The following is a 24,235-nucleotide window of genomic DNA, read 5'->3' as shown; positions in this document are numbered from 1 at the left end:
GACGCGGGGCCCTGTGAACGACGTGGAAAAAGCGCGCGATTATGCCGGAAAACCACCCTCGGGGGCGGGTTCGTTGATCATTTCGCGAATCTTGTTGGCCAGCAGGTCCACCGAGAACGGCTTGGTGACCATGTCCATGCCTTCGGCCAGGAAGGTATGCCGCTCGGCGGCTTTCTCGGCGTAACCGGTCATGAACAGCACCTTGAGCCCGGGGCGGTGCTGGCGGGCGATTTCCGCCAGCTGCCGACCGTTCAGGCCCGGCAGGCCGACATCGGTCACCAGCAGGTCAATGCGCAAGCTCGACTCCAGCACCGGCAGGGCCGTCTTGGCGTCGGCTGCGGGGTGGGCGTGGTAGCCCAGTTCGTCCAGTACGTTGAGTACCAGCATGCGCACGGCCGGGTCGTCCTCCACCACCATCACGCTCTCGCCGTCCTGTGCCAGCGGCACCCCCTGAGGGGCCAGCACGCGCGGCCGGGTTTCGCCTTGCTCGGTGTGGCGGGGCAGGTAGAGGTGCGCGCAGGTACCCTGGCCCGGTGCGCTTTGCAGGATGACGTGACCGCCGGACTGCTGGGCAAACCCGTAGATCATCGACAGCCCAAGCCCGGTGCCCTGGCCAATGGGTTTGGTGGTAAAAAACGGGTCGAAGGCCTTGGCCTGAATGCTCGGGCTCATGCCGGCGCCGTTGTCGCACACGCTGATCAGCACGTAGTCGCCAGGCTTCAACGCTTCCAGGCCCGGCTCGCGCCCGGTCAGGACGCAATTGCTGGTTTCGATGCTCAGGTCGCCCCCTTCGGGCATGGCGTCGCGGGCGTTGATCACCAGGTTGAGCAGGGCGTTTTCCAGCTGGTTGGCGTCGGTGTTCACCGGCCATGCCTGCGGTGCCAGGTTCAGGGTCAGCTGGATATGCTCGCCCTTGGTGCGGCTGAGCAGCTCTTCAAGGGAATGCACCAGCTGGTTGGGGTCCAGCCGTTTGCGGTCCAGTGACTGGCGGCGGGAAAAGGCCAGCAGGCGATGGGTGAGGGCGGCGGCGCGGTGCGCGGAGGTGACGGCGGCGTCGCTGAAGCGGCCAATCTCGTCGCTGCGCCCGGCGGCGATGTAACGCTGCATCAGGTCCAGGCTGCCGATGATGCCGGTCAGCATGTTGTTGAAATCATGGGCGATGCCGCCGGTCAGTTGGCCCACCGCTTCCATTTTCTGCGCATGGCGCAAGGCTTCTTCGGCGCGCTCGCGTTCCTGCATTTCCTGTTGCAGGCGGCGGTTGGCCTCGGCCAGTGCCTCGGTGCGTTCGGCTACCCGTTCCTCCAGGGTTTCGTTGAGCCGCAGCAGGGTCTTTTCCGCTTCGCGGCGCTCGGTGATATCGATGGAAGCGCCGACAAAACGCACCGGCCGGCCATGATGGTCATTGTGGCTGCGGCCGCGGGCGAACACCCAGCGCACCTCGCCGTCTGGGCGCAGCAGCCGGTATTCGTTGGCGTATTCGCCATCGCTGTGCACGCACTCGTTGATGCTGCGCGCCACCCTGCCGCGGTCATCGGGGTGCACGCCCTTGAGGTACTCGCCGATGGGCATCTTGCCGGCCAGGCCCGGGTCTACGCCGTGCAGCTGTGCGAAGCGGGTGTCGGCAAGAAACAGGTCTTCACGAATGTCCCAGTCCCAGGTACCGACGCCGTTGGTGGCCTCCATGGCCAGTTGCAGGCGCTCTTCGGTATCGCGCTGGGCCTTGACGCTGGCTTCGGAGCGACGTTGCAGCTCGGCCGCCACCCGCCGCCGTTCGTTGGCTTCAATGGCCGTGACCAGAATGCCAGCCACGTCGCCGCTTTCATCTCGGATGGGGCTGTAGGTCAGGTCCAGCCAGACTTGCGCCATGCCGTCGTCGCGCGGCAGGCTGAAGCCCTGTTCTTCGTAGGTGCGCACCTCGCCGCCCAGTACTGCGCGGTAAATGGGGTCGGTGAAATCGCGCAACTGCGGCCATATCAGGTCTACCGGCTGGCCAAAGGCGCGTGGGTGGTTGGTGCCAGCCAGCAGGGCGAAACCGTCGTTGTAGAGCTGGCACAATTGCGGCCCCCACAACAGCAGCATGGGCATGGGCGAATGAATGACAATGTCCACGGCCGTGCGCAGGCTTTGCGGCCACTGGTCGGGCGCGGGCAGGGGGCTGTCGCGCCACGGCAGTTGTTCGATCAGTTCGACGATGGAGCCGTCGACAGGGATGCCGCTCATTGACGTGTCCTTTGATTTGCATGGCGGGGGGTTCTACCGCCAAGCTATAGCTTACTTTCCAATCACCGCCCTGTGGACCCTCGCATATGGAAATCCAAGCCCTGCTCAAAATCCTCGCCAGTCAGGACGGTTCGGACCTTTACCTGTCCACGGGCGCCCCACCGTGCGCGAAGTTCAACGGCGTACTCAAGCCCTTGTCGGCCGAAGCACTGAAACCCGGCGAAGTGGCGGCCATCGCCGCCGATATCATGGACAGCGAGCAGCGCATTGATTTCGAGCGCGACCTGGAGATGAACCTGGCCATGTCGCTTCCGGGTGTGGGGCGGTTCCGGGTGAATATTTTCAAGCAGCGCAACGAAGTGTCCATCGTGGCCCGTAACATCAAGCTGGACATTCCCCGTTTCGAAGACCTCAAGCTGCCCCCAGTGTTGCTTGAGACCATCATGCAGAAGCGTGGCCTGGTGCTGTTCGTCGGCGCCACCGGCTCGGGCAAGTCCACCTCACTGGCCGCCTTGATTGATTACCGCAACCGCAACAGCAGTGGCCATATCATTACCATTGAAGACCCTGTTGAGTATGTGCACCGGCACAAGAAGTCGATCATCAACCAGCGCGAAGTGGGTGTCGACACCCGCAGCTTCCAGGCCGCATTGAAAAACACCCTTCGTCAGGCGCCGGATGTCATCCTGATCGGCGAAATTCGCGATCGGGAAACCATGGAACACGCACTGGCCTTCGCCGATACCGGCCATCTGGCAATTTCCACCCTGCACGCCAACAACGCCAACCAGGCGCTGGACCGCATCATTAACTTCTTTCCCGAGGACCGTCGCCCGCAACTGCTCAACGACCTGGGCAACAACCTGCAGGCATTCGTGTCCCAGCGCCTGGTGAAGACTGTGGACGGCAAGCGCCGGGCGGCGGTGGAGGTGATGCTGGGCACGGCCACCATTCGCGACCTGATTCACCGCAACGAGTTTGGCGAGCTGAAGGGCATTATGGAAAAGTCGGTGAACCTGGGGATGAAGACCTTCGACCAGGCGCTGTACGAATTGGCGGTGGAAGGGGCTATCGACGAGGAAGAGGCACTGAAGAACGCCGACTCCCAGAACAACCTGCGGTTGCGCCTGAAGCTGCACCGCGAAGACGGCCACGAAATCACCTCGGCGCCGCCACCGCCCGCACCTGCGGCTGACGTGGACAGCGCCGATTGGAACCTGGTGGACGACGAAAACACCTGACAGCCGGACGCAGCCTGGTGGCAGCGGCTATAGGTGCGCGTCACAAGCACTGAATCGTTACTGCGCCAACCACCCACCGTCCATATTCCACGCCGCCCCCCGCACTTGGCTGCCAGCCTCGCTGCACAGGAACAGCACCAGCTCTCCCAGCTGCTGCGGTGTGACGAACTCCAGCGACGGCTGCTTTTCGGCCAGCAGGTGTTCGCGCGCCTGTTGCACGTCTATGCCCTTGGCTGCGCGGTCATCGATCTGCTTCTGCACCAGCGGTGTCAACACCCAACCCGGGCAAATGGCGTTGCAGGTCACCTGGGTCTTCGCCGTTTCCAGCCCCACCACCTTGGTCAGGCCGATGACCCCATGCTTGGCCGCCACGTACGCGGCCTTGCCGGTGGAGCCCACCAGGCCATGCACCGAGGCAATGTTGACGATGCGCCCCCAGCCGCGCTCGCGCATGCCGGGCAGCGCCAGGCGGGTGGCGTGAAACACCGACGACAGGTTGATGGCGATAATCGCGTCCCAGCGCTCCACCGGGAAGTCCTCCACCGCCGCCACATGCTGGATACCGGCGTTGTTGACCAGGATATCCACTGCGCCGAATTCGGCCTCGGCGTAGCTGAACATGGCTTCGATCTGCGCCGGCTGGCTGACGTCGGCTGGGTGGTGGCCCACTTTCACGCCGTGCTTGGCCAGCTCGGCCAGTACCGCCTGGGCGTCGCCGAAACCGTTGAGTATCACGTTGGCGCCCGCCGCAGCCAGGCTGTGGGCAATGCCCAGGCCGATGCCGCTGGTGGAGCCGGTAACCAATGCCGTCTTGCCCTTGAGCGGGGTCATGCACATGCCTCCAGAATCAATGCGGTTCGGGCTGCACGTGGGCAGCCAGCAGCAGTTCGCGGGTGTAAGGGTGTTGCGGGGCTTCGAACAGGTCATGGCTGGCCCCGCGTTCCACCACCTGGCCATCCTTGACCACGATGACATCGTGGGCCAGGGCCTTGATCACCGCCAGGTCGTGGCTGATGAACAGGTAGGTCAGGCCGTGATCGTCCTGCAATTGCCGCAGCAGAGCGACGATCTGTTTTTGTACCGTTCGGTCTAGTGCCGAGGTCGGCTCGTCCAGCAATATCAGGTCGGGCTTGAGCACCAAGGCGCGGGCAATGGCGATGCGCTGTCGTTGGCCGCCGGAAAATTCATGGGGGTAGCGGTGGCGGCTGGCCGGGTCGAGGCCCACTTCCTCCAGCACCTTGATCACCCGCTGCTCGCGGTCTTGCGAGTTGCATTCGACGTGCACCTCCAGGCCTTCGCTGATGATCTGCTGCACCGACATGCGCGGGCTGAGGCTGCCGAACGGGTCCTGGAACACCACCTGCATGCGCTTGCGCCAGGGCAGCATCTGCTTGGGATTCAAGCGTTCCAGCGGCTGGCCATCGAAGCGGATGCTGCCTTCGGAGTCCAGCAGCCGCAGGATGGCCTGGCCCAGGGTGGACTTGCCCGAGCCGGACTCGCCGACAATGCCCAGGGTCTTGCCTTTTTGCAGGTCCAGGCTGATGCCGTCCACGGCTTTGATGTACTGCGCCTTGCGCAGCAGGCCGCCGCCAGTGGCGTACCACACCCGCAGGTTGTCGACCGCCAGCAGCGGCGGGCGCTCATGGCGGGGCAGGGGTTCGCCGGCCGGTTCGGCGTTCAGCAAAATGCAGCTGTATGGGTGTTTCGGTGTGCAGAACAGGGTTTCGGTGTCGGCCTGTTCGACGATTTCCCCGGCGCGCATCACGCACACCCGTTGGGCAATGCTGCGCACCAGGTTGAGGTCGTGGCTGATCAGCAGCAGCGACATGCCCAGGCGCTGCTGCAAGGATTTGAGCAGGGCCAGGATGCGCCGCTGCACGGTCACGTCCAGCGCGGTGGTGGGCTCGTCGGCAATCAGCAGGTCGGGCTCGCAGGCCAGGGCCATGGCAATCATCACGCGTTGGCGCTGGCCGCCGGACAACTGATGCGGGTAGGCCTTGAGGCGTTTTTCCGGGTGCTGGATGGCCACCAGGTGCAGCAATTCAAGGGTGCGCGCCTGGGCGGCCTTGCCGGTCAGGCCACGGTGCACCAGCAGCGTTTCGGCGATCTGCTTTTCAACGGTGTGCAGCGGATTCAGCGAGGTCATCGGCTCCTGGAAAATCATGGCCACGCGGTTTCCGCGTATCTCGCGCAGGGTGCTGGCGGGCGCGCCCAGCAACTCGGTGCCGCGGTAGCGAATGCTGCCGTGAGTGAGGGTGCCGGTCTGCGGCAGCAACTGCAGGATCGAGTGGGCGGTCACCGACTTGCCCGAGCCCGACTCGCCCACCAGCGCCAGGCACTCGCCAGCGCGGATGTCCAGGTTAAGGTTGCGCACCACGGTGTGCTCGTTGAAGGCCACGCTCAGGTCGCGTATTTCAATCAGGTTCTGGTTCATGCCCACCTCAGGCTCGCGGGTCGAAGGCATCGCGCAGCGCCTCGCCAATAAACACCAGCAGCGACAGCACCAGTGCCAGGGTAAAGAATGCCGTGAAGCCCAGCCACGGCGCTTGCAGGTTGTCCTTGCCCTGGGCGATCAACTCGCCCAGCGAGGCGCTGCCGGCGGGCATGCCGAAGCCCAGGAAGTCCAGGGCGGTGAGGGTGGAAATAGCACCGGTGAGAATGAACGGCAGGTAGCTCAGGGTGGCGTTCATGGCGTTGGGCAGGATGTGCCGGCGAATGATTTTGCGGTCATTGAGGCCCAGCGCCCGGGCAGCCTTGACGTATTCCAGGTTGCGCCCGCGCAGGAACTCGGCGCGCACCACGTCCACCAGGGCCAGCCAGGAAAACAGCGCCATGATGCCCAGCAGCCACCAGAAGTTGGGCTCCACAAAACCGGACAGGATGATCAGCAGGTACAGCACCGGCAAGCCCGACCACACTTCCAGCAAACGTTGGCCGAACAGGTCGACCCAGCCGCCATAGTAGCCTTGCAGGGCGCCGGCGACGATGCCGATCAGGGAACTGATGAGGGTCAGGGCCAGGGCGAACAGGATCGACACCCGCGCACCGTAGATCACCCGCGCCAGCACGTCGCGGCCCTGGTCATCGGTGCCCAGCCAGTTGGTGGCGCTGGGCGGGCTGGGCGCCGGCTGGGTGAGGTCATAGTTGGGGGTGTCGGCGCTGAAGGGGATGGGCGCGAAAATCATTCGGCCGCCGCCGTCGGCAATCAGCTTGCGCACGTAGTCACTGCGGTAGTCCGGCTGGAACGGCAGCACGCCGCCGAACTCGGTTTCGGTGTGGCGCTTGAAGGCGGGGAAGTACCATTGGCCCTGATAGTTCAGCGCCAAGGGCTTGTCGTTGGCGATCAGTTCGCCGCCCAGGCTCAGGGCGAACAAGGCGATGAAAATCCACAGTGACCACCAGCCTCGACGGTTCTTGCGGAAGCGCTCCAGGCGCCGGCGCGAAATCGGTGAAAGACGCTTCATCACGCGGACCTCCCGGCAAAGTCGATGCGCGGGTCCACCAGGGTGTAGCACAGGTCGCCCACCAGTTTGATCAGCAGGCCAAACAGCGTGAAAATAAACAGCGTGCCGAACACAATCGGGTAGTCACGCGCCACCGCCGCCTCGTAACTCAGCCGCCCCAGGCCGTCGAGGGAGAAAATCACCTCGATCAGCAGCGAGCCGGCGAAGAATACGCTGATAAACGCCTGGGGCAGGCCCGCCACCACCAGCAGGATAGCGTTGCGAAACACGTGGCCGTACAGCACCCGTCGTTCGCTGACGCCCTTGGCCCGTGCGGTGATCACGTATTGGCGGGTGATCTCGTTGAGAAACGAGTTCTTGGTCAGGATGGTCAGTGTGGCGAAGCCGCCGATCACCAGCGAGGTGACGGGCAGCACCAGGTGCCAGAAGTAATCGGCTACCTTGCCCAGGGGCGACAGTTCGGCGAAGTTCTCCGAGACCAGACCGCGCACCGGGAACCAGTTCAGTTCGGTGCCGCCGGCAAACAGTACAATCAGCAGCATGGCGAACAGAAAAGCGGGCATGGCGTAGCCGATGATGATCGCCGTGCTGCTCCAGATGTCGAAATGGCTGCCATGGTGGACCGCCTTGCGGATACCCAGGGGGATGGACACCAGGTAGGTGATCAGCGTTGCCCAGAAGCCCAGGGACAGGGTGACCGGCATCTTGTCCAAAATCAGGCGGGTCACTTTCTCGCCGCGGAAGAAGCTGTTGCCGAAATCCAGGGTGGCGTAGTTTTTCACCATCAGCCACAGGCGTTCCGGCGCCGGTTTGTCAAAGCCGTACTGGTGCTCGATGTCCTTGATCAACTTGGGGTCCAGGCCACGGCTGGCGCGCGAGGCGCCCTGGGCCGAATCGCCGCCGCCACCGCCCACGGCCACGCCGCCCAGGCCTTGCAGGCGGGCGATGGCCTGTTCCACCGGGCCGCCGGGGGCGGCCTGGACGATGACGAAATTGACCAGCAGGATGATCAGCAGGGTAGGCACGATCAACAGCAGGCGCCGCAGGGTATAGGCCAGCATCAATGGGCCTCCTTGGCACGCAGGTCGGCCATTTGTGCGTTGCTCAGCGGCGTGGGGCTGACTTGCCACCAGGATTCGATGGCTTCGTCATAGGGCGCCGGGTGCTCGGGAATGCCGAAACGGTTCCACCACACCGTGGAGGTGCCCGGCGGGTAGTAATTGGGCACCCAGTAATAGTTCCACTGCAGCACCCGGTCCAGGGCATGGGCGTATTCGCTCATGTCGGCCTTGGTGCGGGCATTGACCAGGCCCTTGATCAGGGTGTCCACGGCCGGGTCCTTGAGCACCATGTAGTTGTTGGAGCCGACATCGGTGGCGCTGGAGGAGGCAAAGTAGTTGGCCAGTTCCATGCCCGGCGAGGCCGACACCGGGTAGCCGGTGATGATCATGTCGTAGTCGCGGGCCATCAGCCGGTTGATGTATTGGGAGCTGTCGATGCGGCGGATCTGCAAGTCGATACCAATCTGCGCCAGGGTGCGCTTCCAGGGCAGGATGATCTTTTCCAGGCCCGTCTGGCTATTGAGGAAGGTGAAAGTCAACGCCTCGCCGGCGGCGTTCACCAGGCGATCGCCGTCCGGGCGCCAGCCGGCTTCCTTCAACAGCGCCAATGCCTGCAACTGCTTGTCGCGGATGAAGCCGGTGCCATCGGTGTGCGGCGCCTGGAACACGGTGGTGAACACTTCATCCGGTACCTGGCCACGCAAGGGTTCGAGGATTTTCAGCTCGGCAGCGTCTGGCAACTGCCGGGCCGCCAGCGGGCTGTTGGCAAAGAAACTCTGCTGGCGAATGTACAGGCTGCGCATCAACTGGCGGTTGGTCCACTCGAAGTCCCACAGCAGGGCCAGGGCCTGGCGCACGCGGCGGTCCTTGAAGATCGGCCGTTGAAGGTTGAAGACAAAACCCTGCGCGGCCTGCAGGCTTTGCGGCGCCAGGTGCGCGCGTTGCAGGCGGCCGTCGTCCAGCGCGGGGCTGTTGTACTTGATGGTGTAGCCGGTGGCCGAGAATTCGCGGTTGTAGTCGAACGCGCCACCCAGCAACACCTGGCGGGCCACCTCGGTGTCGCCGAAATACTCGACGGTGAACTGATCGAAGTTGTACAGCCCGCAGGTCACGGGAAGGTCCTTGGCCCACCAGCTTTTGTCGCGCTCGAAGGTGATGCTGCGGCCGTTGTCAACCTTACCCACGGTGTAAGGGCCACTGCCGGGCGCGGCCTCGAAGCCGCCGCCGTTGGCAAAGTCATGATCCTTCCACCAGTGTTCGGGCAGTACCGGCAACGAGGCCAGGTCCAGGGGCAGGCTGCGGTTATCGTTGTTGCTGAAGTCGAAGCGGATCTGCCGGGGCCCTTCGATCTCGACATTCTTCACGTCGGCGAACTGGGTGCGGAAGCGCAGGCTGCCCTGGGTCATCAGCAGGTTGAAGGTGAACTTCACATCAGTGGCGGTGATGGGCACGCCATCGCTGAAGCGCGCCTTGGGGTTGAGGTAGAAACGCAGCGACAGGCCGTCGTCGGCGTGCTCCATTTTCTCGGCAATCAACCCATACACCGTGTAGGCCTCGTCCAGCGAGCGCAGCGCCAGGGGCGAATACAGCAGGCCGTCGACCTGGCTGACGCCGGTGCCCTTGTCTATATAAGGCAGCAGGTGGTCGAACTGGCCGATGTCCACGGCCGAGCGGCGCAGGCTGCCACCCTTGGGGGCGTTGGGGTTGACGTAGTCGAAGTGCGTGAAGCCTTCGGGGTATTTGGCGGGTTCGCCATACACCGTCAGGGCGTGCTGCGCGGCGGCGAAGGCGCTAGGTAGCATCAGCAACTGGGCGGTCAGCAGGAAAAGGGCAAAAACCGAGCGCATTGTCTGCCTTGTTCGAATAGGTGGGGTTGCAGGCGCTTACAACCCTACCATCAAGTGCGGCGTCTATCACATAAACAAAATGGCCCGCACGAGGCGGGCCATATGTTCAGCGCGTCAGGATCAGTCCTGGCGGCTGGTGACTTCCAGCAGGTGGTAGCCGAACTGGGTCTTGACCGGGCCCTGAACGGTGTTCACCGGTGCGCTGAAGACCACGGTGTCGAATTCCTTGACCATCTGGCCTGGGCCGAACGAACCCAGGTCACCGCCCTGGCGGCTGGATGGGCAGGTGGAGTTGGCCTTGGCGACTTCGGCGAAGTCGGCGCCGCCTTCGATTTGCGCTTTCAGTTCGTTGCACTTGGCTTCGGAAGCAACCAGGATGTGACGGGCAGTGGCTTTGGCCATGGTGAAATACTCCATAAAAACGTAAAGAGGGCAGCGTACCGCAATTTTCGCCTGCGCGCTGCTCTGTTCGCAGCCTGGCGGCAGTTCCGGGGCGGTCTGCGTGGTCAACCGCGCAGTTGGCGTGCGGCGTTGCGCAGCAACGCTTCGGTGGCGTCCCAGCCCAGGCAGCCGTCGGTCACCGACACACCGTAGCGCATGCCCGAGCCGATGGCCTGGCAGCCTTCGAACAGGTGGCTTTCAAGCATGGTAGCCACCAGCGAACGGTCACCGGCCAGGCGCTGGGCCAGCACGTCATTGAACACCTCAGGTTGGCGCAGTGGGTTCTTGCCGCTGTTGGCGTGGCTGCAGTCGACCATGATGCGCGGGGCGATGCCGGCCTTGCTCAGCGCGCTGTGCACCTGGGCGACGCTGGCCTGGTCGTAGTTCGGGCCGCGATGGCCACCGCGCAGCACCAGGTGGGTGTCGGGGTTGCCGACGGTTTCGATGATGGCCGGGTGGCCGTCGGCCGACACGCCGAAATGACGGTGCGGGTGCGCCGCGCTGCGCATGGCATCGCAGGCGATGGCCACGCCGCCATCGGTACCATTCTTGAAGCCCACGGGCATTTTCAGGCCGCTGGCCATCTCCCGGTGAATCTGCGACTCGGTGGTGCGCGCGCCAATGGCCACCCAGCTGAGCAGGTCGTCCAGGTAACCGGCGGCCATGGGTTGCAGCAACTCGGTGGCCAGGGGCAGGCCCTTGTGCAGCATTTCCTGCATCAGCTGGCGGGACAGATTCAGGCCGCCCACCATGTCGTCGCTGCCGTCCATGCGCGGGTCGTACGCCAGGCCTTTCCAGCCCACTGTGGTACGTGGCTTTTCCACGTAGGCGCGCATCACCAGCAACAGTTCACCCTGTACGTCGGTGGCCAGGGCCGCCAGGCGTTCGGCGTATTCAAGGGCGGACTCGGGATCGTGCAGCGAGCAGGGGCCAACCACGACCAGCATGCGTTCGTCGCGGCCTTCCAGAATGGCGCGGATCGCATGGCGGTGGCTGCTCACCTGCTGGGCCAGGTCACGGCTCAGGGGCAATTGTTGCTTGAGTTCAAGGGTGCTGGGCAGGCGTTGCAATACCGGGGCATTGGCGGCGGGCGCCAGTTGCTGAGGCAGGGCGGTGGCAAGGGGCAGGGCGCTGATGGAGATGTTCATGAGGTGTTTTCCCTGGGTTGGCGGCGCAGTCTGTGCGCTCGCGCAACCCTATCGCGATGTTCGACTATTGACGTTTGTATGCACAAGGCCACCCAGGCACGACCGATCGGAGGCGGCAAGCTGTCCCGAACGGAGGCTGGTAAATCGCCAGGCGGTGCAGTAGTCGTAGCGGTAATAGGTGGCGTAGTTCATTGCGGTAATCCTCGGTATCAAATGTTTTAAATAATCAGTGTTGGCGGCCGGAAAAAACAAACCCCCGGTCGGGAGGCCGACCGGGGGTTTTGGAGTTTCTCAACCGGGCGACCTTGGATTCTGGCCGCCGGATATGGGTATCAGGCGCGCCAGTGGCTAAACCAATACCCATAATAATAATCTGCAACAACGGCAGCGCACACGGACGCAACCGCTACCGGGCGACGAGCGCTGGCAGAATGTTGAGCCTGGATGTGGGAGCTGTGCGACATGAAATGTCTCCGTTTTGATGCGCCGAGCTTACTTCAGCCGCCTGAAAACATACAAGCACAATCTGTCGCAGCCGTGTTCCCTGTAGGTGCTGCCGTCAGGCAGCGAAAAGGTCCGCAGGACCTTGAGCGGTGTCATGCCGAACGCGGGCCTTCGCAGGCAGGGCGCGGTGCCAGTGATGCGGTCTTACGGTCGCTGCAACATTCCGGCATGATGCACGCCTTCTCCTCTCTGTGAACGGGAAGTCACATGAAGCCTTTGTGTATCGCCGCCGCCCAATCCTGCTCTGTGGCCGGTGACCTGGCCGCCAACATCGCCCACCACCTGCGCTTCATGGACCTGGCCGCCGGCTGTGGCGTGCGGTTTCTGTTGTTCCCCGAGCTGTCCCTGACTGGCTATGAGCCTGCCCTGGCCGCAGAGCTGGCGCAGTCGGCCAGCACCGTCCTGCTGCAACCCTTGCGCGACCGTGCCCAGCAGTTGGCGATGACCACCGTGGTCGGGCTGCCCCTGCGCGAAGCGGGTGAGGCAGGCGTGCGCATCGGGGCCCTTGTGCTGGGCGCCGATGGCCAGCAGGCGGTCTATACCAAGCGGCACCTGCACCCCGGCGAGGACGCTCATTTCGTGCCCGGCGAAGGCGGCGAGCCGTTGTCGCTGGCCGATGAGCAGATAGCGCTGGCGGTATGCGCCGACTTTTCCCACGCCAGCCATGCCCGTCACGCGCGGGAGGCGGGCGCCAGCCTGTATGCCGCCAGCGCCTTGATCGGCGAATCGGGCTACGCGGTCGATAGCTCAATCCTTCAAGGCTATGCTCAGACTCATGGCATGGTTGTGCTGGTGGCCAACCATGGTGGCCCCACCGGGGGCTGGCAGTCGGCAGGCCGCAGCGTGCTGTGGGGCGCCAATGGCGAAAAAATCATCGACGTGCCGGGCGCGGGTGACCACCTGCTGGTGGCGCAGCGCACGGCGGATGGCTGGCAGGGGCGGGCGGTGCCGCTCAAGTGAACAGGAGGCGTGAATGAACCTCGCGCTGCGCGCGGCCACCGAGCTTGACCTGACGTTTGCGCGCAACCTCACGCGCCAGGCCATGCTGCCGTACTACGGTCGCTATAATCTGTTGTGGCAGGAGGAGGCGTTCAACCAGGCGTGGTTGTGGCGCGACAACTTCGTCATCCTGGCCGACGGCGTGGCCCAGGGGTACTTCAGCCTCAGCATTGACCGGCAGGCGCTGTTCATCCGTGAACTGCACCTGCTGCCCGAAGCGCGCAACCAGGGAATGGGCGGCTGGGCGCTGGAGCGCATTGTCGAACTGGCCCAAGAGCGACGCCTGCCACGCGTGCGCCTGATGGTGTTCCAGTCCAATCCCGCACGCCATCTTTACCTGCGCAAGGGCTTCGCCGAGGTGGGTGAAGACCAGTGTTTCTGGCGCATGGAACGTTTGAGTGACGCCTGAACCGGCGTGACCATCAGCTCGGTGCCCGTTCGGGCACCACGCCTTCCTTCATCCCCAGCAAGACGGCGACCCGGTGTGACTCCCCGCGTCGTCCTTTCTTGCGCCCCGACAACACCTGATAGGTGGTTGCCGGGTCTACGCCATGCTCCCTGGCAAACTCTTGTACCGATTTTCCCTGCTGGTCGAGCCAGGCCCTGGCTTGTGCGGCAGTCCGTATACCGTGCATAGTTCAAGTCCGTTTTATTTGGTGTAATTGTGGTTAAAAGCATCACCCGTTTGGGTGATTAATAAGGGATTATACATTCAAATGACTGGAATCGGTTCGCGTTTACGGGAAGAGCGGGACAGGCTGGGCCTGACCCAAAAGGAATTCGGCGACATCGGCGGTGTCGAGCCCAATGCACAGGGGAAGTATGAAAGCGGTGAGCGCACACCCAAGGCCAACTACCTGGCCAAGGTGGCGACTGAAGGCGTTGACGTGCTGTACGTGCTCACCGGGCAACGGGCACCCATCCCCGCTGATCGCCTGAGTCAGGCCGAAGAGCACGTGTTGGGGCATTATCGGGTGCTGCCGCGCGAAGGCCAGGACGCCATCAGGCACATGGCCGTAAGCCTTGCGGAGATGGCCGCCAGCTACACCACGCGGCCACGACGAGGATTGCCCAAGCCCAGGTAGCCATGCCTGCGCAGGCGCTGGCGTCATGTAGGTGACGCTTTGCGCTAGGTCCCGGATCCGATTTTTGCTAAGGTAGCTAACATTCCGAAATAGACCACAAGAACGAGGTGTCTGCTTGATTAGGGTCCTAGTTGTCGATGATCATGATCTGGTACGTACAGGCATTACTCGAATGCTGGCGGACATCGACGGGCTGCAGGTAATCGGCCAGGCCGAATCTGGCGAAGATGCCATCAAGTTCACCCGCGAACTCAAGCCGGACGTGGTTCTGATGGACGTCAAGATGCCTGGCATCGGCGGTCTGGAAGCCACGCGCAAGCTGTTGCGCAGCTACCCCGATATCAAGGTGGTCGCCGTCACCGTCTGTGAAGAAGACCCATTTCCCACGCGCCTGCTGCAAGCCGGCGCGGCGGGCTACCTGACCAAGGGCGCAGGCCTGGATGAAATGGTCCAGGCCATTCGCCTGGTCTTCGCCGGCCAGCGTTACATCAGCCCGCAAATTGCCCAGCAGTTGGCGCTCAAGTCGTTCCAGCCGCAAACCACCAACTCGCCGTTCGACCTGTTGTCCGAGCGCGAGATCCAGATTGCGCTGATGATCGTCAACTGCCAGAAAGTGCAGCTCATCTCCGACAAGTTGTGCCTGTCGCCGAAAACCGTGAACACCTACCGCTACCGTATCTTCGAGAAGCTGTCGATCGCCAGCGATGTGGAGCTGACGCTGCTCGCGGTGCGCCACGGCATGGTCGACGCCAGCCTCTGATCATGGACACGCCTTTCGATCCTTCCGCTTTCCTGTCCACCTGCAGTGGCCGCCCCGGCGTGTACCGCATGTTCGACGGCGACGCGCGCCTGCTGTATGTGGGCAAGGCCAAGAACCTCAAGAAGCGCCTGGCCAGCTATTTCCGCAAGACCGGGCTGGCGCCCAAGACCGCCGCGCTGGTGGGGCGCATCGCCCAGGTGGAAACCACCATCACCGCCAACGAAACCGAGGCGCTGCTGCTGGAGCAGACGCTGATCAAGGAATGGCGGCCGCCGTACAATATTCTGCTGCGCGATGATAAATCGTATCCGTATGTGTTCCTCTCCGATGGCCAGTTTCCGCGGTTGAGCATCCACCGTGGGGCCAAGAAGGCCAAGGGCAAATACTTCGGGCCCTATCCGAGCGCTGGCGCCATTCGTGAAAGCCTCAGCTTGCTGCAAAAGACGTTCTTCGTGCGTCAATGCGAAGACAGCTTCTACAAGAACCGCACCCGTCCTTGCCTGCAATATCAGATCAAGCGCTGCAAGGCGCCCTGCGTAGACCTGGTGGACCCGGCCGAGTACGCCGAGGACGTACGCCACTCGATCATGTTCCTGGAAGGCCGCAGCCACCAGCTGACCGATGAGTTGTCGGCCAGCATGGAAAAGGCCGCCATGGCCCTGGACTTCGAGAACGCCGCCTTGCTGCGCGACCAGATCGCACTGTTGCGCCGGGTCCAGGACCAGCAGAGCATGGAAGGCGGCACCGGTGACGTGGACGTGGTAGCCGCGTTTGTCAACCCGGGCGGCGCCTGCGTGCACCTGATCAGCGTGCGCGGTGGGCGGGTGCTGGGCAGCAAGAACTTTTTCCCGCAGGTGGGTATAGAAGAGGAGGTCGCCGAAGTGATGTCGGCGTTCCTGGCCCAGTACTACCTCACCAGTTCGGAACGCGACCTGCCTGGCGAGTTGATCGTCAACGTGGTGCCCGAAGACGTTGAAGCCCTGGTGGCCGCCATCGACACCTTGCGCGGCCGTGAGTTGAGCGTCAGCCACCGGGTACGGGGTACCCGCGCGCGCTGGCAGCAACTGGCCGTGACCAATGCCGAGCAGGCCCTGGCGGCGCGCCTGGCCAATCGTCAGCACGTGGCCGCGCGTTTCGATGCCCTGGCCGACGTGCTCAACCTCGACGAGCCGCCCCAGCGCCTGGAATGTTATGACATCAGCCACTCCAGCGGCGAGGCCACGGTGGCCTCCTGCGTGGTGTTTGGCCCCGAAGGCCCGATCAAGGCCGATTACCGGCGCTACAACATCGAGGGCGTGACCGCTGGCGATGACTATGCGGCCATGCACCAGGCCCTGACCCGCCGCTTCAGCAAGCTCAAGGACGGGGAGGGCAAATTGCCCGACGTGTTGTTGGTGGACGGCGGCAAGGGCCAGTTGAACATGGCGCGCGAAGTGCTGCAGGAATTGGCGGTGCCCGACCTCATCCTGCTGGGTGTGGCCAAGGGCACCACGCGCAAGGCCGGTTTCGAAACCCTGTACCTCAATGACGTGGCCCACGAGTTCACCCTCAAGGGCGACTCGCCGGCGTTGCACCTGATCCAGCAGATCCGTGACGAAGCCCACCGCTTTGCCATTACCGGCCACCGGGCCCGGCGCGGCAAGACCCGCCGCACGTCCACCCTGGAAGGGGTGGTGGGCGTGGGGCCGAAACGCCGTCGTGACTTGTTGAAACATTTCGGTGGCTTGCAGGAGCTGTCCCGTGCAAGCATCGAAGAAATAGCCAAAGCCCCAGGGATCAGCAAAAAGCTCGCGGAGTCGATTTATGCGAATCTGCACAGCGAGTAGAATGCCCCACTCACCCAGCCGCCAGTTGTGCCGATGAATATCCCGAACCTGCTTACCGTTCTGCGCGTCCTGCTCATTCCGTTCTTCATCCTGCTGTTCTACCTCCCTTATACGTGGAGTTATGCAGCGGCCAGCACGGTCTTCGCCATCGCCGCTGCCACCGACTGGCTCGATGGCTACCTGGCTCGCCGCCTGGAGCAGAGCACGCCCTTCGGCGCGTTCCTGGACCCGGTGGCCGACAAGCTGATGGTGGCCGTGGCCCTGGTGCTGCTGGTGCAGGCGCACCACAACGTGTGGCTGACCCTGCCGGCGGCGGTCATCATCGGTCGCGAGATCGTGGTGTCGGCGCTGCGCGAGTGGATGGCCGAAATCGGCGCCCGCGCCCATGTGGCGGTGTCCAGCTTGGGTAAATGGAAAACCGCCGCACAGATGCTGGCGCTGGTGATCCTGCTGGCCAACCCGCCGGCCATCACCTTCTGGGTGTTGCTGGGTTACACCTTGCTGGTGGTGTCGGCAGGCCTGACCTTGTGGTCCATGGCACACTACCTGCGCGCTGCGTGGCCGCACCTGAACAGCCATTCTGAAAATAAATAAAACTTTTTTGAATCAAAGGGTTGACGGCGCTTTTTAAATCGCTAGAATGGCGCCCATCAACACGACGCGGGAATAGCTCAGTTGGTAGAGCACGACCTTGCCAAGGTCGGGGTCGCGAGTTCGAGTCTCGTTTCCCGCTCCACTTTACATGTGGAGCAGCGGTTGTAAAGTTGCTTCACATTTGAGGCCGAGTAGCAAAGTGGTTATGCTCCGGATTGCAAATCCGTCTACGCCGGTTCGATTCCGACCTCGGCCTCCATTATAAACGAGCTCTGTAGATCCTTGATCTACAGAGCTTTTTTATTTCTCGATGATGTAATATTTTGTCGGGGAAAGCTTCTGAACGTTCTTGCGTCATCAGGAGTGGGTGTATATATTCAACGGCTTGCAGTTGAAGTGCTGAAACGTTCTAAACGTTATTAGTATCAAGTAGGCTGCGGCAGCGCCGGGGATGTTAAGTCTCGCGCTGCACGTTACACCGCGCTACCGCCCGGATGGCGAAATTGGTAGACGCATGGGACTTAAAATCCCCCGTTCGTAAGGACGTGCCGGTTCGACCCCGGCTCCGGGCACCACACAAATCAAGGGCTTGCCGCACAATGTGCTGGCAGGCCCTTGTTGTTTCTGCGCCTTGGCGTGCGCCCATCAAGCGCAGTGGGGTAGGCGATGAACGTCCTTCTCGACGGACCGCCATTTTCCAACTGGGCCTTGCGCAGGTCATGCATGGCCTCCCATCCACAAAATCGTATTCAACCGTAACGCTTCATCGTGTTGGCCCGGCGCTGCAAGGGTTTGTATGCGCGCCCACTCACCTGCCGCATTCTCCTTGCCTGTGTCTTGACCCAAGTCAGCCACCAAGAAGCATTTCGCAACTATTCTGTTTGTAGTAGAACTACTCCGTGGCGTGCCGATCCACTGCACAGCCCTCGTGTTTCAAGGACTGAAACCATGACCCCATCCAAGACGCTGGTACGCAGCCTGTTATTTTCCCCCGTGGTGGTAGCGCTGTCCTGCCATGCCGATGCGCTGGAGCGCCCAACGGCAGCCGAAGGCAACCGCGAGATTTCAATCTACGACATCCCTCTCAAGGATCAGGACCACCTGGAAAATGCCATGACCAGTGCGCGCCTGCTGCGCACCGGCGGCACTGCCAGTGGCCCTTCCGCGCAGGAGCGGGTGCAGATCGAGCAGAAGTTGCGCAAGCGCAAGAAACCCAGCACCTATGTCGAGGTGGTCGACAACGCCAGCATGGCGAGCCGCCTGGCGCAGATGCAGGCCGAACGGCCAAGGCGCAAGTTGGCCAATGCCCCCGGCCTCTACGAGCCGCCGCGCTTGAGCCTGACGCGTCAATGTGAGGTGCAGGCGTCCTATAAAATGGGTATTTATACTGAGGATGGGCTGAATGGCCTGCGCCGGTACCTGCATTGCCCGGACGGTGACCTGCTGCTGCAGGACATGGTGCTCAAGGGCGTGTCGGTCACTACCATCAAGGAGTTGGCCAACGTCGACCTGGCCGGGCATCGGGGCATGATGTACGGCGTGCGCGATGCCGATGGCAACAGCTACACGCGCCTGACCTGGGTGTCCAATAACACCCACCACCTGGCCGACAAGGCAGGCACTACACCGCAGGTGCGCAGTTGGTTGGTGAACTATGGCAAGGAGTTGGTGGCCCAAGGGCGTTGACCGGCGCAGGCCGCCATTTTTTGCACAGCCGTGGCGATAGAATTTGATATGGTGCTGTCTCAATCCTGACTGTCTGTTTGTAGTACAAGCGGATAACCATGATTCGTGCCCCGGCCAGCGTAGAGCGGGCGGCACGTAAAGGAGATCTTCTTTGACACCCGGTGACACTTCGGCTGCCTTGGCACGGGCCACTGACAACTGCGCAAAAGAGCTTATTCACCTGCCTGGCAGCATTCAGCCCCATGGTTTCATGCTGGTACTGGACCCGCACAGCCTGGCGGTATTGCAGGTCAGCGACAATGTTCAGCGCTGGCTGGGCGAGCCGGCGGCCTGGTGGCTGGGCCGGGTGTTGCCTGAGCTGCTGCACGGTGGCGAACAGGTGGTGCGGCTGCTGGCCGAGCGCGCCAGTGAAGAGCACAAGCCGGTGCACGTGGCGGATGTGCGCTTTGCCGTGGGTACGTATCAGGGGCCGCCCATTGCCTTGATGGTGCACCGCTACGACAGCGTGCTAATTGCTGAATTTGAGCCGGCCAGCGACGTGCTGGCCGCCTATGCCAGCCTGTACCCGCTGGTACGCACCTTCATCGGCCAGTTGCAAGGGGCCGACAGCATCGAGCAGGTGTGCGCCCAGGCGGTGGCCGAGGTCAAGCGTATTACCGGCTTCGGCCGGGTCAAGGCGTATCGCTTCGACCCGGCGGGCGACGGCCTGGTGCTGGCCGAGCAGGCTGACGAAGGCTACCCCAGCTACCTGGGCCTGTGTTTCCCGGCGTCCGATATCCCGCCCCAGGCGCGGGCGCTATACTGCGCCAACCGCATACGGGTGATTGAAGACGCCAACTACGTGGCCGCGGCCCTGCTGCCGGCGCTCAACCCGCTGACCGGCCAGCCACTGGACCTCAGCCACGCGGCGCTGCGCAGCGTGTCGCCGGTGCACCTGCAGTACATGCGCAACATGCGCACGCTGGCCTCCATGTCGATTTCCATCGTGGTGCGCGGCAGGCTCTGGGGCCTGATTTCCTGCCACCACGCCGAACCGCGCCCGGTGCGTTTCCAGAGCCGCACGGCGTGCGAGCTGTTGGGCAGCGTGCTGTCGCTGCAGATCGAGTCCATGGAATTGCAGGTGCGCAACCAGCGCTTGCTGGGCGTGCGCCAGCAGATCGTGCAATTGCTCTCGGCCATGGCCGACCGCGACAGCGTGCGCGACGGGGCACTGGCCTTGAGCGACACCTTGCTGGGCTTCGTGCAGGCCCGCGGCGCGGCGATCATCACCGCGTCCAGTTGCGACCTGGTTGGCGATGCGCCAGACCGGCAACATGTGCTGGCACTCACCGACTGGCTGGCCGAACGTGGCGGCCATGAGGTGTTCCACACCGACAACGTGAGCCGCGACATTCCCAACCTGCCGGCCTTGGGGCGGCAGGTCGGTGGCCTGCTGGCGGTGGCTATCTCGGAAATCCACTCGCACTACCTGATCTGGTTCAAGCCTGAGCAGGTACGCACCGTCACCTGGGCAGGACAACCGCAGAAAACCATCGACGACAATGGCGTATTGAACCCCCGGGCCAGTTTTGATCGCTGGCAGGAAACCGTGAAAGGTTTTTCCAGCCCTTGGGAAACCCTGGAAATCGAAGCCGTGTCCGAGCTGCGCACAGCGGTGCTGGGCATCGTGCTGCGCAAGGCCGAGGAGCTGGCGCAACTGGCCGGGGAGCTGAAGCGCTCGAACAAGGAGCTCGAAGCCTTTTCCTACAGCGTGTCCCACGACCTGCGTGCCCCCTTGCGGCACATTGCCGGGTACGCCGAGCTGCTGGGCGACTTCGAGGGCGAAAAACTCTCGGAGCGCGGCCAGCGTTTCCTGGAACACATCGGCGAATCGGCGCGTTTTGCTGGCAGCCTGGTGGACAACCTGTTGAGCTTTTCGCAGATGGGCCGCTCGGCCCTGCGCCTGTCCGACGTGGACCTGGGCGCGCTGGTGGAGGCCATCCGCCGGGAAATGCTGCCCGACTACGAAGGCCGCGATGTGCAGTGGCAAGTAGGCCCGCTGCCGCTGCTGGTGGCGGACGCCGCGTTCCTGCACCTGGCCCTGCGTAACCTGATCAGCAATGCCCTCAAGTACAGCCGCGACCGTACCCCGGCCATCATCGAGATCGGTGCCGTGGAGCAAAAGGGTGAAACCGTGGTCTATGTACGCGACAACGGTGTCGGTTTCGACATGCAGTACGTCGATAAACTGTTCGGGGTATTCCAGCGCCTGCACCGCATGGAAGAGTTCGAAGGTACCGGCATTGGCCTGGCCAGTGTGCGCCGTATCATCGAACGCCATGATGGCCGCGTCTGGGCCCAGGGTAGTCTGGGCGAAGGGGCGACGTTCAGCTTCGCCTTGCCCCGCCAACCAAACCGTTCCGAAGATTGACCTGACCGAGGCACTCCATGCTTAAACCCATCCTGCTGGTGGAAGACAACCCACGGGACCTGGAACTGACCCTGCTGGCGCTTGAACGCAGCCAACTGGCCAACGAAGTGATCGTCATGCGCGACGGCGCCGAGGCGCTGGACTATCTGCTACGCCGCAATGCCCATGCCGAGCGGCTTGAAGGTAACCCGGCGGTGCTCTTGCTGGACCTCAAGCTGCCCAAGGTGGACGGCTTGCAAGTGCTTGAAGCCGTGCGCCAATCGCCAGAGCTGCGCAGTATTCCCACAGTGATGCTGACCTCGTCGCGCGAGGAACCGGACCTGATGCGCGCCTATGAGCTGGGCGTAAATGCCTACGTGGTGAAACCGGTGGAATTCAAGGAATTCGTCGCGGCGATTTCCGACCTTGGGGTATTCTGGGCGGTGCTCAACGAACCGCCGCCCGGTTCATTGCGCTTCAAGCGCCGACCTACTTGAGGGTGGCGCACACGGAACGAGATCGAAACTTGCGAATGCTGTCCAAGCCCCTGCAACTGCTGATGATTGAAGACAGCCCGCGCGACGCCGAACTGAGCCTGCTGACGTTGGAGCGGGCGGGGCTGCTGATTGAATCGACACTGGTGTTCAACCACCAGGGTGCCGAACAGGCGCTGCGCACCCAGGTTTTTGACCTGATCCTGTGCGACTTCCTGCTGCCGGGCTCGTCCGGGGCCGAGGTGTTGCAGCGGGCGCGGGAAATCGCCCCGCACACGCCGTTCATTTTTCTCTCCGGGGTATTTGGCGAAGAGAACGCGGTGGAGATGATGCGCCTGGGCGCCATCGACTACGTGCTCAAGCAAAACCTGACGTTGCTGCCCAAGGCCGTCAAGCGCGCCCTGGCCGAAGTGGACGAACGCCGCCAGCGGGTGCGCGCCGAAGAAAACCTTGAACAGGTAGAAGTGCGCGCGCGCCTGGCCATCGACGCGGCGCGCATGGGCGTGTGGGATTTTTCACCGGCCACCGGGCAGCTGTTGTGGGACGAGCGCTGCCGGGCGCTGTATGGCGTGGCCGAGTCGACCGCCATCAGCATCGATTACTTTCTTGATCACTGCCACCCCGACGATCGTGCGCTGGTAGAGGCCAAAATGGCCCAGGCCATGTCGCCCCAGGGGAACGTTGGCTACCAGGCCGAATACCGCGCCTTGCTGCCTGGCGGTGGTGAGCGCTGGCTAGCCACCAGTGGCCGGGCGTTTTTCGAGGGCCTGGTGTGCGTGCGGTTCACCGGTGTGATTCAGGACATCACCGAGCAGAAACTGGCCACCGAAGCCTTGCACCGTCTCAATGAGTTGCTGGGTGACCAGGTGCAAAAGCGCACCCGCGAACGCGACCGCACCTGGGAGCTTTCCCGGGAACTGCTGGCGGTGATGCGCTTCGACATGTCGCCCATCGCCCTCAACCCCGCCTGGGAAGCCACCTTGGGCTGGTCACGGCAAACCCTGGGGCAGATGCAGCTCTGGGAACTGGTGCACCCCAACGACATCGGCGCCACGGTGCGCGAAACGGAAAACATTGCCAGCGGCAACGTCTCCACGCGGTTCGTCAACCGCATGCGCCATGCCGATGGTGATTATCGCTGGTTGAGCTGGACCATCGTGCCCGACGAAAACCTGATGTACGCCGCCGTGCGCGACATCACCGGCGAGCGCGCGGTGGTCGACGAGTTGGCGGCCACTAACGAACAGCTGCGCGAGCAAATAAAGGAACGTGAACGCATCGAGGCCACGCTTCAGCAAATGCAGCGCCTGGAAGCGGTAGGGCAGCTGACGGCTGGTGTGGCCCACGACTTCAACAACCTGCTGACGGTGATCCTGACCAGCGCCAGCTTCCTGAGCCGCGATATCGAGCGCGGTGTCATGGAGAAGGTACACAGCCGCCTGCACAACATTCGTGAAGCGGGCGAGCGGGGCGCCAAGCTTACCGGGCAATTGCTGGCCTTCTCTCGGCGTCAGCGCCTGGAACCCATACCGGTCAACCTCAACGACACGGTGTTTGGCATGTTCGAGCTGCTGCAACGCACCCTGGGCGGCAGTATCTGGATCCAGACCCATACCGACGAGGGCCTGTGGAGTGCGCTGGTCGACCCCACGCAGACCGAAATGATCATCCTCAACCTGGCTATCAACGCCCGCGACGCCATGCCGGCAGGCGGTACCCTGCGCCTGGCCACGCGCAACGAAGTGGTTGAGCGCCCTGCACAGCACCCCCAGGACCCGGAGCCGGGTGCCTACGTGGTGTTGTCGATTGGCGACACCGGCAGCGGCATGAACGCGGCGGTGCTGGCCAAGGCCTTCGAACCGTTTTTCACCACCAAGGACATCGGCAAGGGCTCGGGGCTGGGGTTGGCCCAGGTGTTCGGGTTTGCCAAGCAGTCTGGCGGTGGCGTGGGCATTGTCACCGCGCCAGGGCAGGGCACCACCGTGGACGTCTACTTGCCCAGCTTTGACAGCTGCCCCGCGCAGCCCTCGGCCCCGGTGGCTGAGCGAGTCGAGCCCACGACTTGCGGGGGTGATCGCACGGTGCTGCTGGTGGATGACGATCACCAGGTGCGCGCTGTCACCGCTCATGTGCTGGAGCGCCTGGGGTATAGGGTGCTGGAGGCGGCCAGCGGGCAAGTGGCGCTGGATATCTTGAGCGAGCAGGTGGATGTGCTGCTGACCGACTACGCCATGCCTGGCATGAACGGCGCGCAACTGGCACAGGTGGCCCGTGGCATCTACCCGCAGTTACCCGTGGTATTCATTACGGGCTATGCCGAGATGGGCGGGTTGCAGGGCGATGAAGCGCTGGTGGTGCAGAAGCCCTATCGCGACGATGAGCTGGCCAGCAAACTGGAGCAGGCCCTGTTTCCCGTGCGCAACCTGGAAGGCTCGCAACCTTCACCTTAGGCGGCTCAGGCAGGACCGGCACCACG

Annotated in this window: 20 protein-coding genes and 3 tRNA genes; 14 read left to right on the top strand and 9 right to left on the bottom strand. The window is 63.1% G+C overall.

The features are described 5' to 3' along the window. Positions 1-39 precede the first annotated feature (39 nt). On the bottom strand, positions 40-2,220 hold the full coding sequence (locus PMM47T1_RS13640; protein ID WP_008369720.1) for a PAS domain-containing protein: 2,181 nt from the start codon (positions 2,218-2,220) through the stop codon (positions 40-42). A gap of 86 nt (positions 2,221-2,306) precedes the next feature. Between PMM47T1_RS13640 and PMM47T1_RS13635 the strand changes: the two genes are divergently transcribed. Next, positions 2,307-3,461, top strand: a complete 1,155-nt coding sequence (locus PMM47T1_RS13635) for a PilT/PilU family type 4a pilus ATPase (RefSeq protein ID WP_008369717.1) — start codon at positions 2,307-2,309, stop codon at positions 3,459-3,461. Between the two features lie 57 nt (positions 3,462-3,518). Here PMM47T1_RS13635 and hbdH read toward each other — a convergent pair whose 3' ends face one another. The 7 genes from hbdH to PMM47T1_RS13600 form a co-directional block, all read right to left on the bottom strand. Beyond that, positions 3,519-4,292 carry a 3-hydroxybutyrate dehydrogenase gene (hbdH, locus tag PMM47T1_RS13630; protein ID WP_008369715.1) on the bottom strand — a complete coding sequence of 258 codons (774 nt, stop codon included), beginning with the start codon at positions 4,290-4,292 and terminating at the stop codon, positions 3,519-3,521. A gap of 16 nt (positions 4,293-4,308) precedes the next feature. Next, positions 4,309-5,895 carry an ABC transporter ATP-binding protein gene (locus PMM47T1_RS13625; protein ID WP_043301031.1) on the bottom strand — a complete coding sequence of 529 codons (1,587 nt, stop codon included), beginning with the start codon at positions 5,893-5,895 and terminating at the stop codon, positions 4,309-4,311. A 7-nt stretch (positions 5,896-5,902) separates the two neighbouring features. Next, a complete protein-coding gene (locus tag PMM47T1_RS13620; protein ID WP_008369711.1) occupies positions 5,903-6,925 on the bottom strand; it encodes an ABC transporter permease in 1,023 nt (340 codons plus the stop codon). Next, on the bottom strand, positions 6,925-7,986 hold the full coding sequence (locus tag PMM47T1_RS13615; RefSeq protein WP_008369709.1) for a microcin C ABC transporter permease YejB: 1,062 nt from the start codon (positions 7,984-7,986) through the stop codon (positions 6,925-6,927). The genes PMM47T1_RS13620 and PMM47T1_RS13615 overlap by 1 nt, the downstream gene beginning before the upstream one ends. Continuing rightward, positions 7,986-9,833 (bottom strand): extracellular solute-binding protein, encoded by a 1,848-nt coding sequence (locus tag PMM47T1_RS13610; protein WP_008369707.1) that lies wholly within the window; start codon positions 9,831-9,833, stop codon positions 7,986-7,988. Before PMM47T1_RS13610 ends, PMM47T1_RS13615 begins: the two co-directional genes overlap by 1 nt. A gap of 120 nt (positions 9,834-9,953) precedes the next feature. Continuing rightward, positions 9,954-10,235, bottom strand: a complete 282-nt coding sequence (locus PMM47T1_RS13605) for a peptidylprolyl isomerase (protein WP_008369704.1) — start codon at positions 10,233-10,235, stop codon at positions 9,954-9,956. Between the two features lie 104 nt (positions 10,236-10,339). Further along, entirely contained in the window at positions 10,340-11,422 is a 1,083-nt protein-coding gene (locus tag PMM47T1_RS13600) for a 3-deoxy-7-phosphoheptulonate synthase (RefSeq protein ID WP_008369701.1), read from the bottom strand. Positions 11,423-12,133: 711 nt separating this feature from the next. On the opposite strand from PMM47T1_RS13600, the gene PMM47T1_RS13595 reads away from it, so the two are divergent. Next, on the top strand, positions 12,134-12,886 hold the full coding sequence (locus tag PMM47T1_RS13595; protein ID WP_008369699.1) for a carbon-nitrogen hydrolase family protein: 753 nt from the start codon (positions 12,134-12,136) through the stop codon (positions 12,884-12,886). A 13-nt stretch (positions 12,887-12,899) separates the two neighbouring features. Beyond that, entirely contained in the window at positions 12,900-13,334 is a 435-nt protein-coding gene (locus PMM47T1_RS13590) for a GNAT family N-acetyltransferase (RefSeq protein ID WP_008369698.1), read from the top strand. Between the two features lie 13 nt (positions 13,335-13,347). On the opposite strand, the gene PMM47T1_RS13585 is transcribed toward PMM47T1_RS13590, so the two are convergent. Next, positions 13,348-13,560: a DNA-binding protein gene (locus tag PMM47T1_RS13585; protein WP_008369696.1), complete on the bottom strand. Its 213-nt coding sequence runs from the start codon at positions 13,558-13,560 to the stop codon at positions 13,348-13,350. A gap of 81 nt (positions 13,561-13,641) precedes the next feature. Here PMM47T1_RS13585 and PMM47T1_RS13580 point away from each other — a divergent pair, with 81 nt between their 5' ends. From PMM47T1_RS13580 to PMM47T1_RS13530, 11 genes are all read left to right on the top strand, one after another. Beyond that, positions 13,642-14,010 (top strand): helix-turn-helix domain-containing protein, encoded by a 369-nt coding sequence (locus tag PMM47T1_RS13580; protein ID WP_008369694.1) that lies wholly within the window; start codon positions 13,642-13,644, stop codon positions 14,008-14,010. Positions 14,011-14,125: 115 nt separating this feature from the next. Further along, entirely contained in the window at positions 14,126-14,770 is a 645-nt protein-coding gene (gene gacA / locus PMM47T1_RS13575; RefSeq protein ID WP_008369691.1) for a response regulator transcription factor GacA, read from the top strand. A 2-nt stretch (positions 14,771-14,772) separates the two neighbouring features. Then, entirely contained in the window at positions 14,773-16,596 is a 1,824-nt protein-coding gene (gene uvrC / locus PMM47T1_RS13570) for an excinuclease ABC subunit UvrC (RefSeq protein ID WP_008369689.1), read from the top strand. Positions 16,597-16,629: 33 nt separating this feature from the next. Continuing rightward, positions 16,630-17,190 carry a CDP-diacylglycerol--glycerol-3-phosphate 3-phosphatidyltransferase gene (gene pgsA, locus PMM47T1_RS13565; protein WP_008369686.1) on the top strand — a complete coding sequence of 187 codons (561 nt, stop codon included), beginning with the start codon at positions 16,630-16,632 and terminating at the stop codon, positions 17,188-17,190. A 66-nt stretch (positions 17,191-17,256) separates the two neighbouring features. Next, positions 17,257-17,332: transfer RNA gene (locus PMM47T1_RS13560), tRNA-Gly, on the top strand. Positions 17,333-17,375: 43 nt separating this feature from the next. Further along, positions 17,376-17,449 (top strand) — tRNA-Cys (locus tag PMM47T1_RS13555). A gap of 229 nt (positions 17,450-17,678) precedes the next feature. Continuing rightward, positions 17,679-17,765: transfer RNA gene (locus tag PMM47T1_RS13550), tRNA-Leu, on the top strand. A gap of 373 nt (positions 17,766-18,138) precedes the next feature. Beyond that, a complete protein-coding gene (locus PMM47T1_RS13545; RefSeq protein ID WP_008369685.1) occupies positions 18,139-18,876 on the top strand; it encodes a hypothetical protein in 738 nt (245 codons plus the stop codon). Between the two features lie 151 nt (positions 18,877-19,027). After that, positions 19,028-21,286: an ATP-binding protein gene (locus PMM47T1_RS13540; RefSeq protein ID WP_008369683.1), complete on the top strand. Its 2,259-nt coding sequence runs from the start codon at positions 19,028-19,030 to the stop codon at positions 21,284-21,286. Positions 21,287-21,303: 17 nt separating this feature from the next. Continuing rightward, positions 21,304-21,762: a response regulator gene (locus PMM47T1_RS13535; protein ID WP_008369681.1), complete on the top strand. Its 459-nt coding sequence runs from the start codon at positions 21,304-21,306 to the stop codon at positions 21,760-21,762. A 35-nt stretch (positions 21,763-21,797) separates the two neighbouring features. After that, positions 21,798-24,209, top strand: a complete 2,412-nt coding sequence (locus tag PMM47T1_RS13530) for a hybrid sensor histidine kinase/response regulator (RefSeq protein ID WP_008369678.1) — start codon at positions 21,798-21,800, stop codon at positions 24,207-24,209. Positions 24,210-24,235: the final 26 nt, after the last annotated feature.

The organism is Pseudomonas sp. M47T1 (genome assembly GCF_000263855.1).
GTDB lineage: Bacteria > Pseudomonadota > Gammaproteobacteria > Pseudomonadales > Pseudomonadaceae > Aquipseudomonas.
The sequence above is the reverse complement of the archived record's forward strand: the minus strand, read 5'-3'. Positions and strand labels throughout refer to the sequence as shown.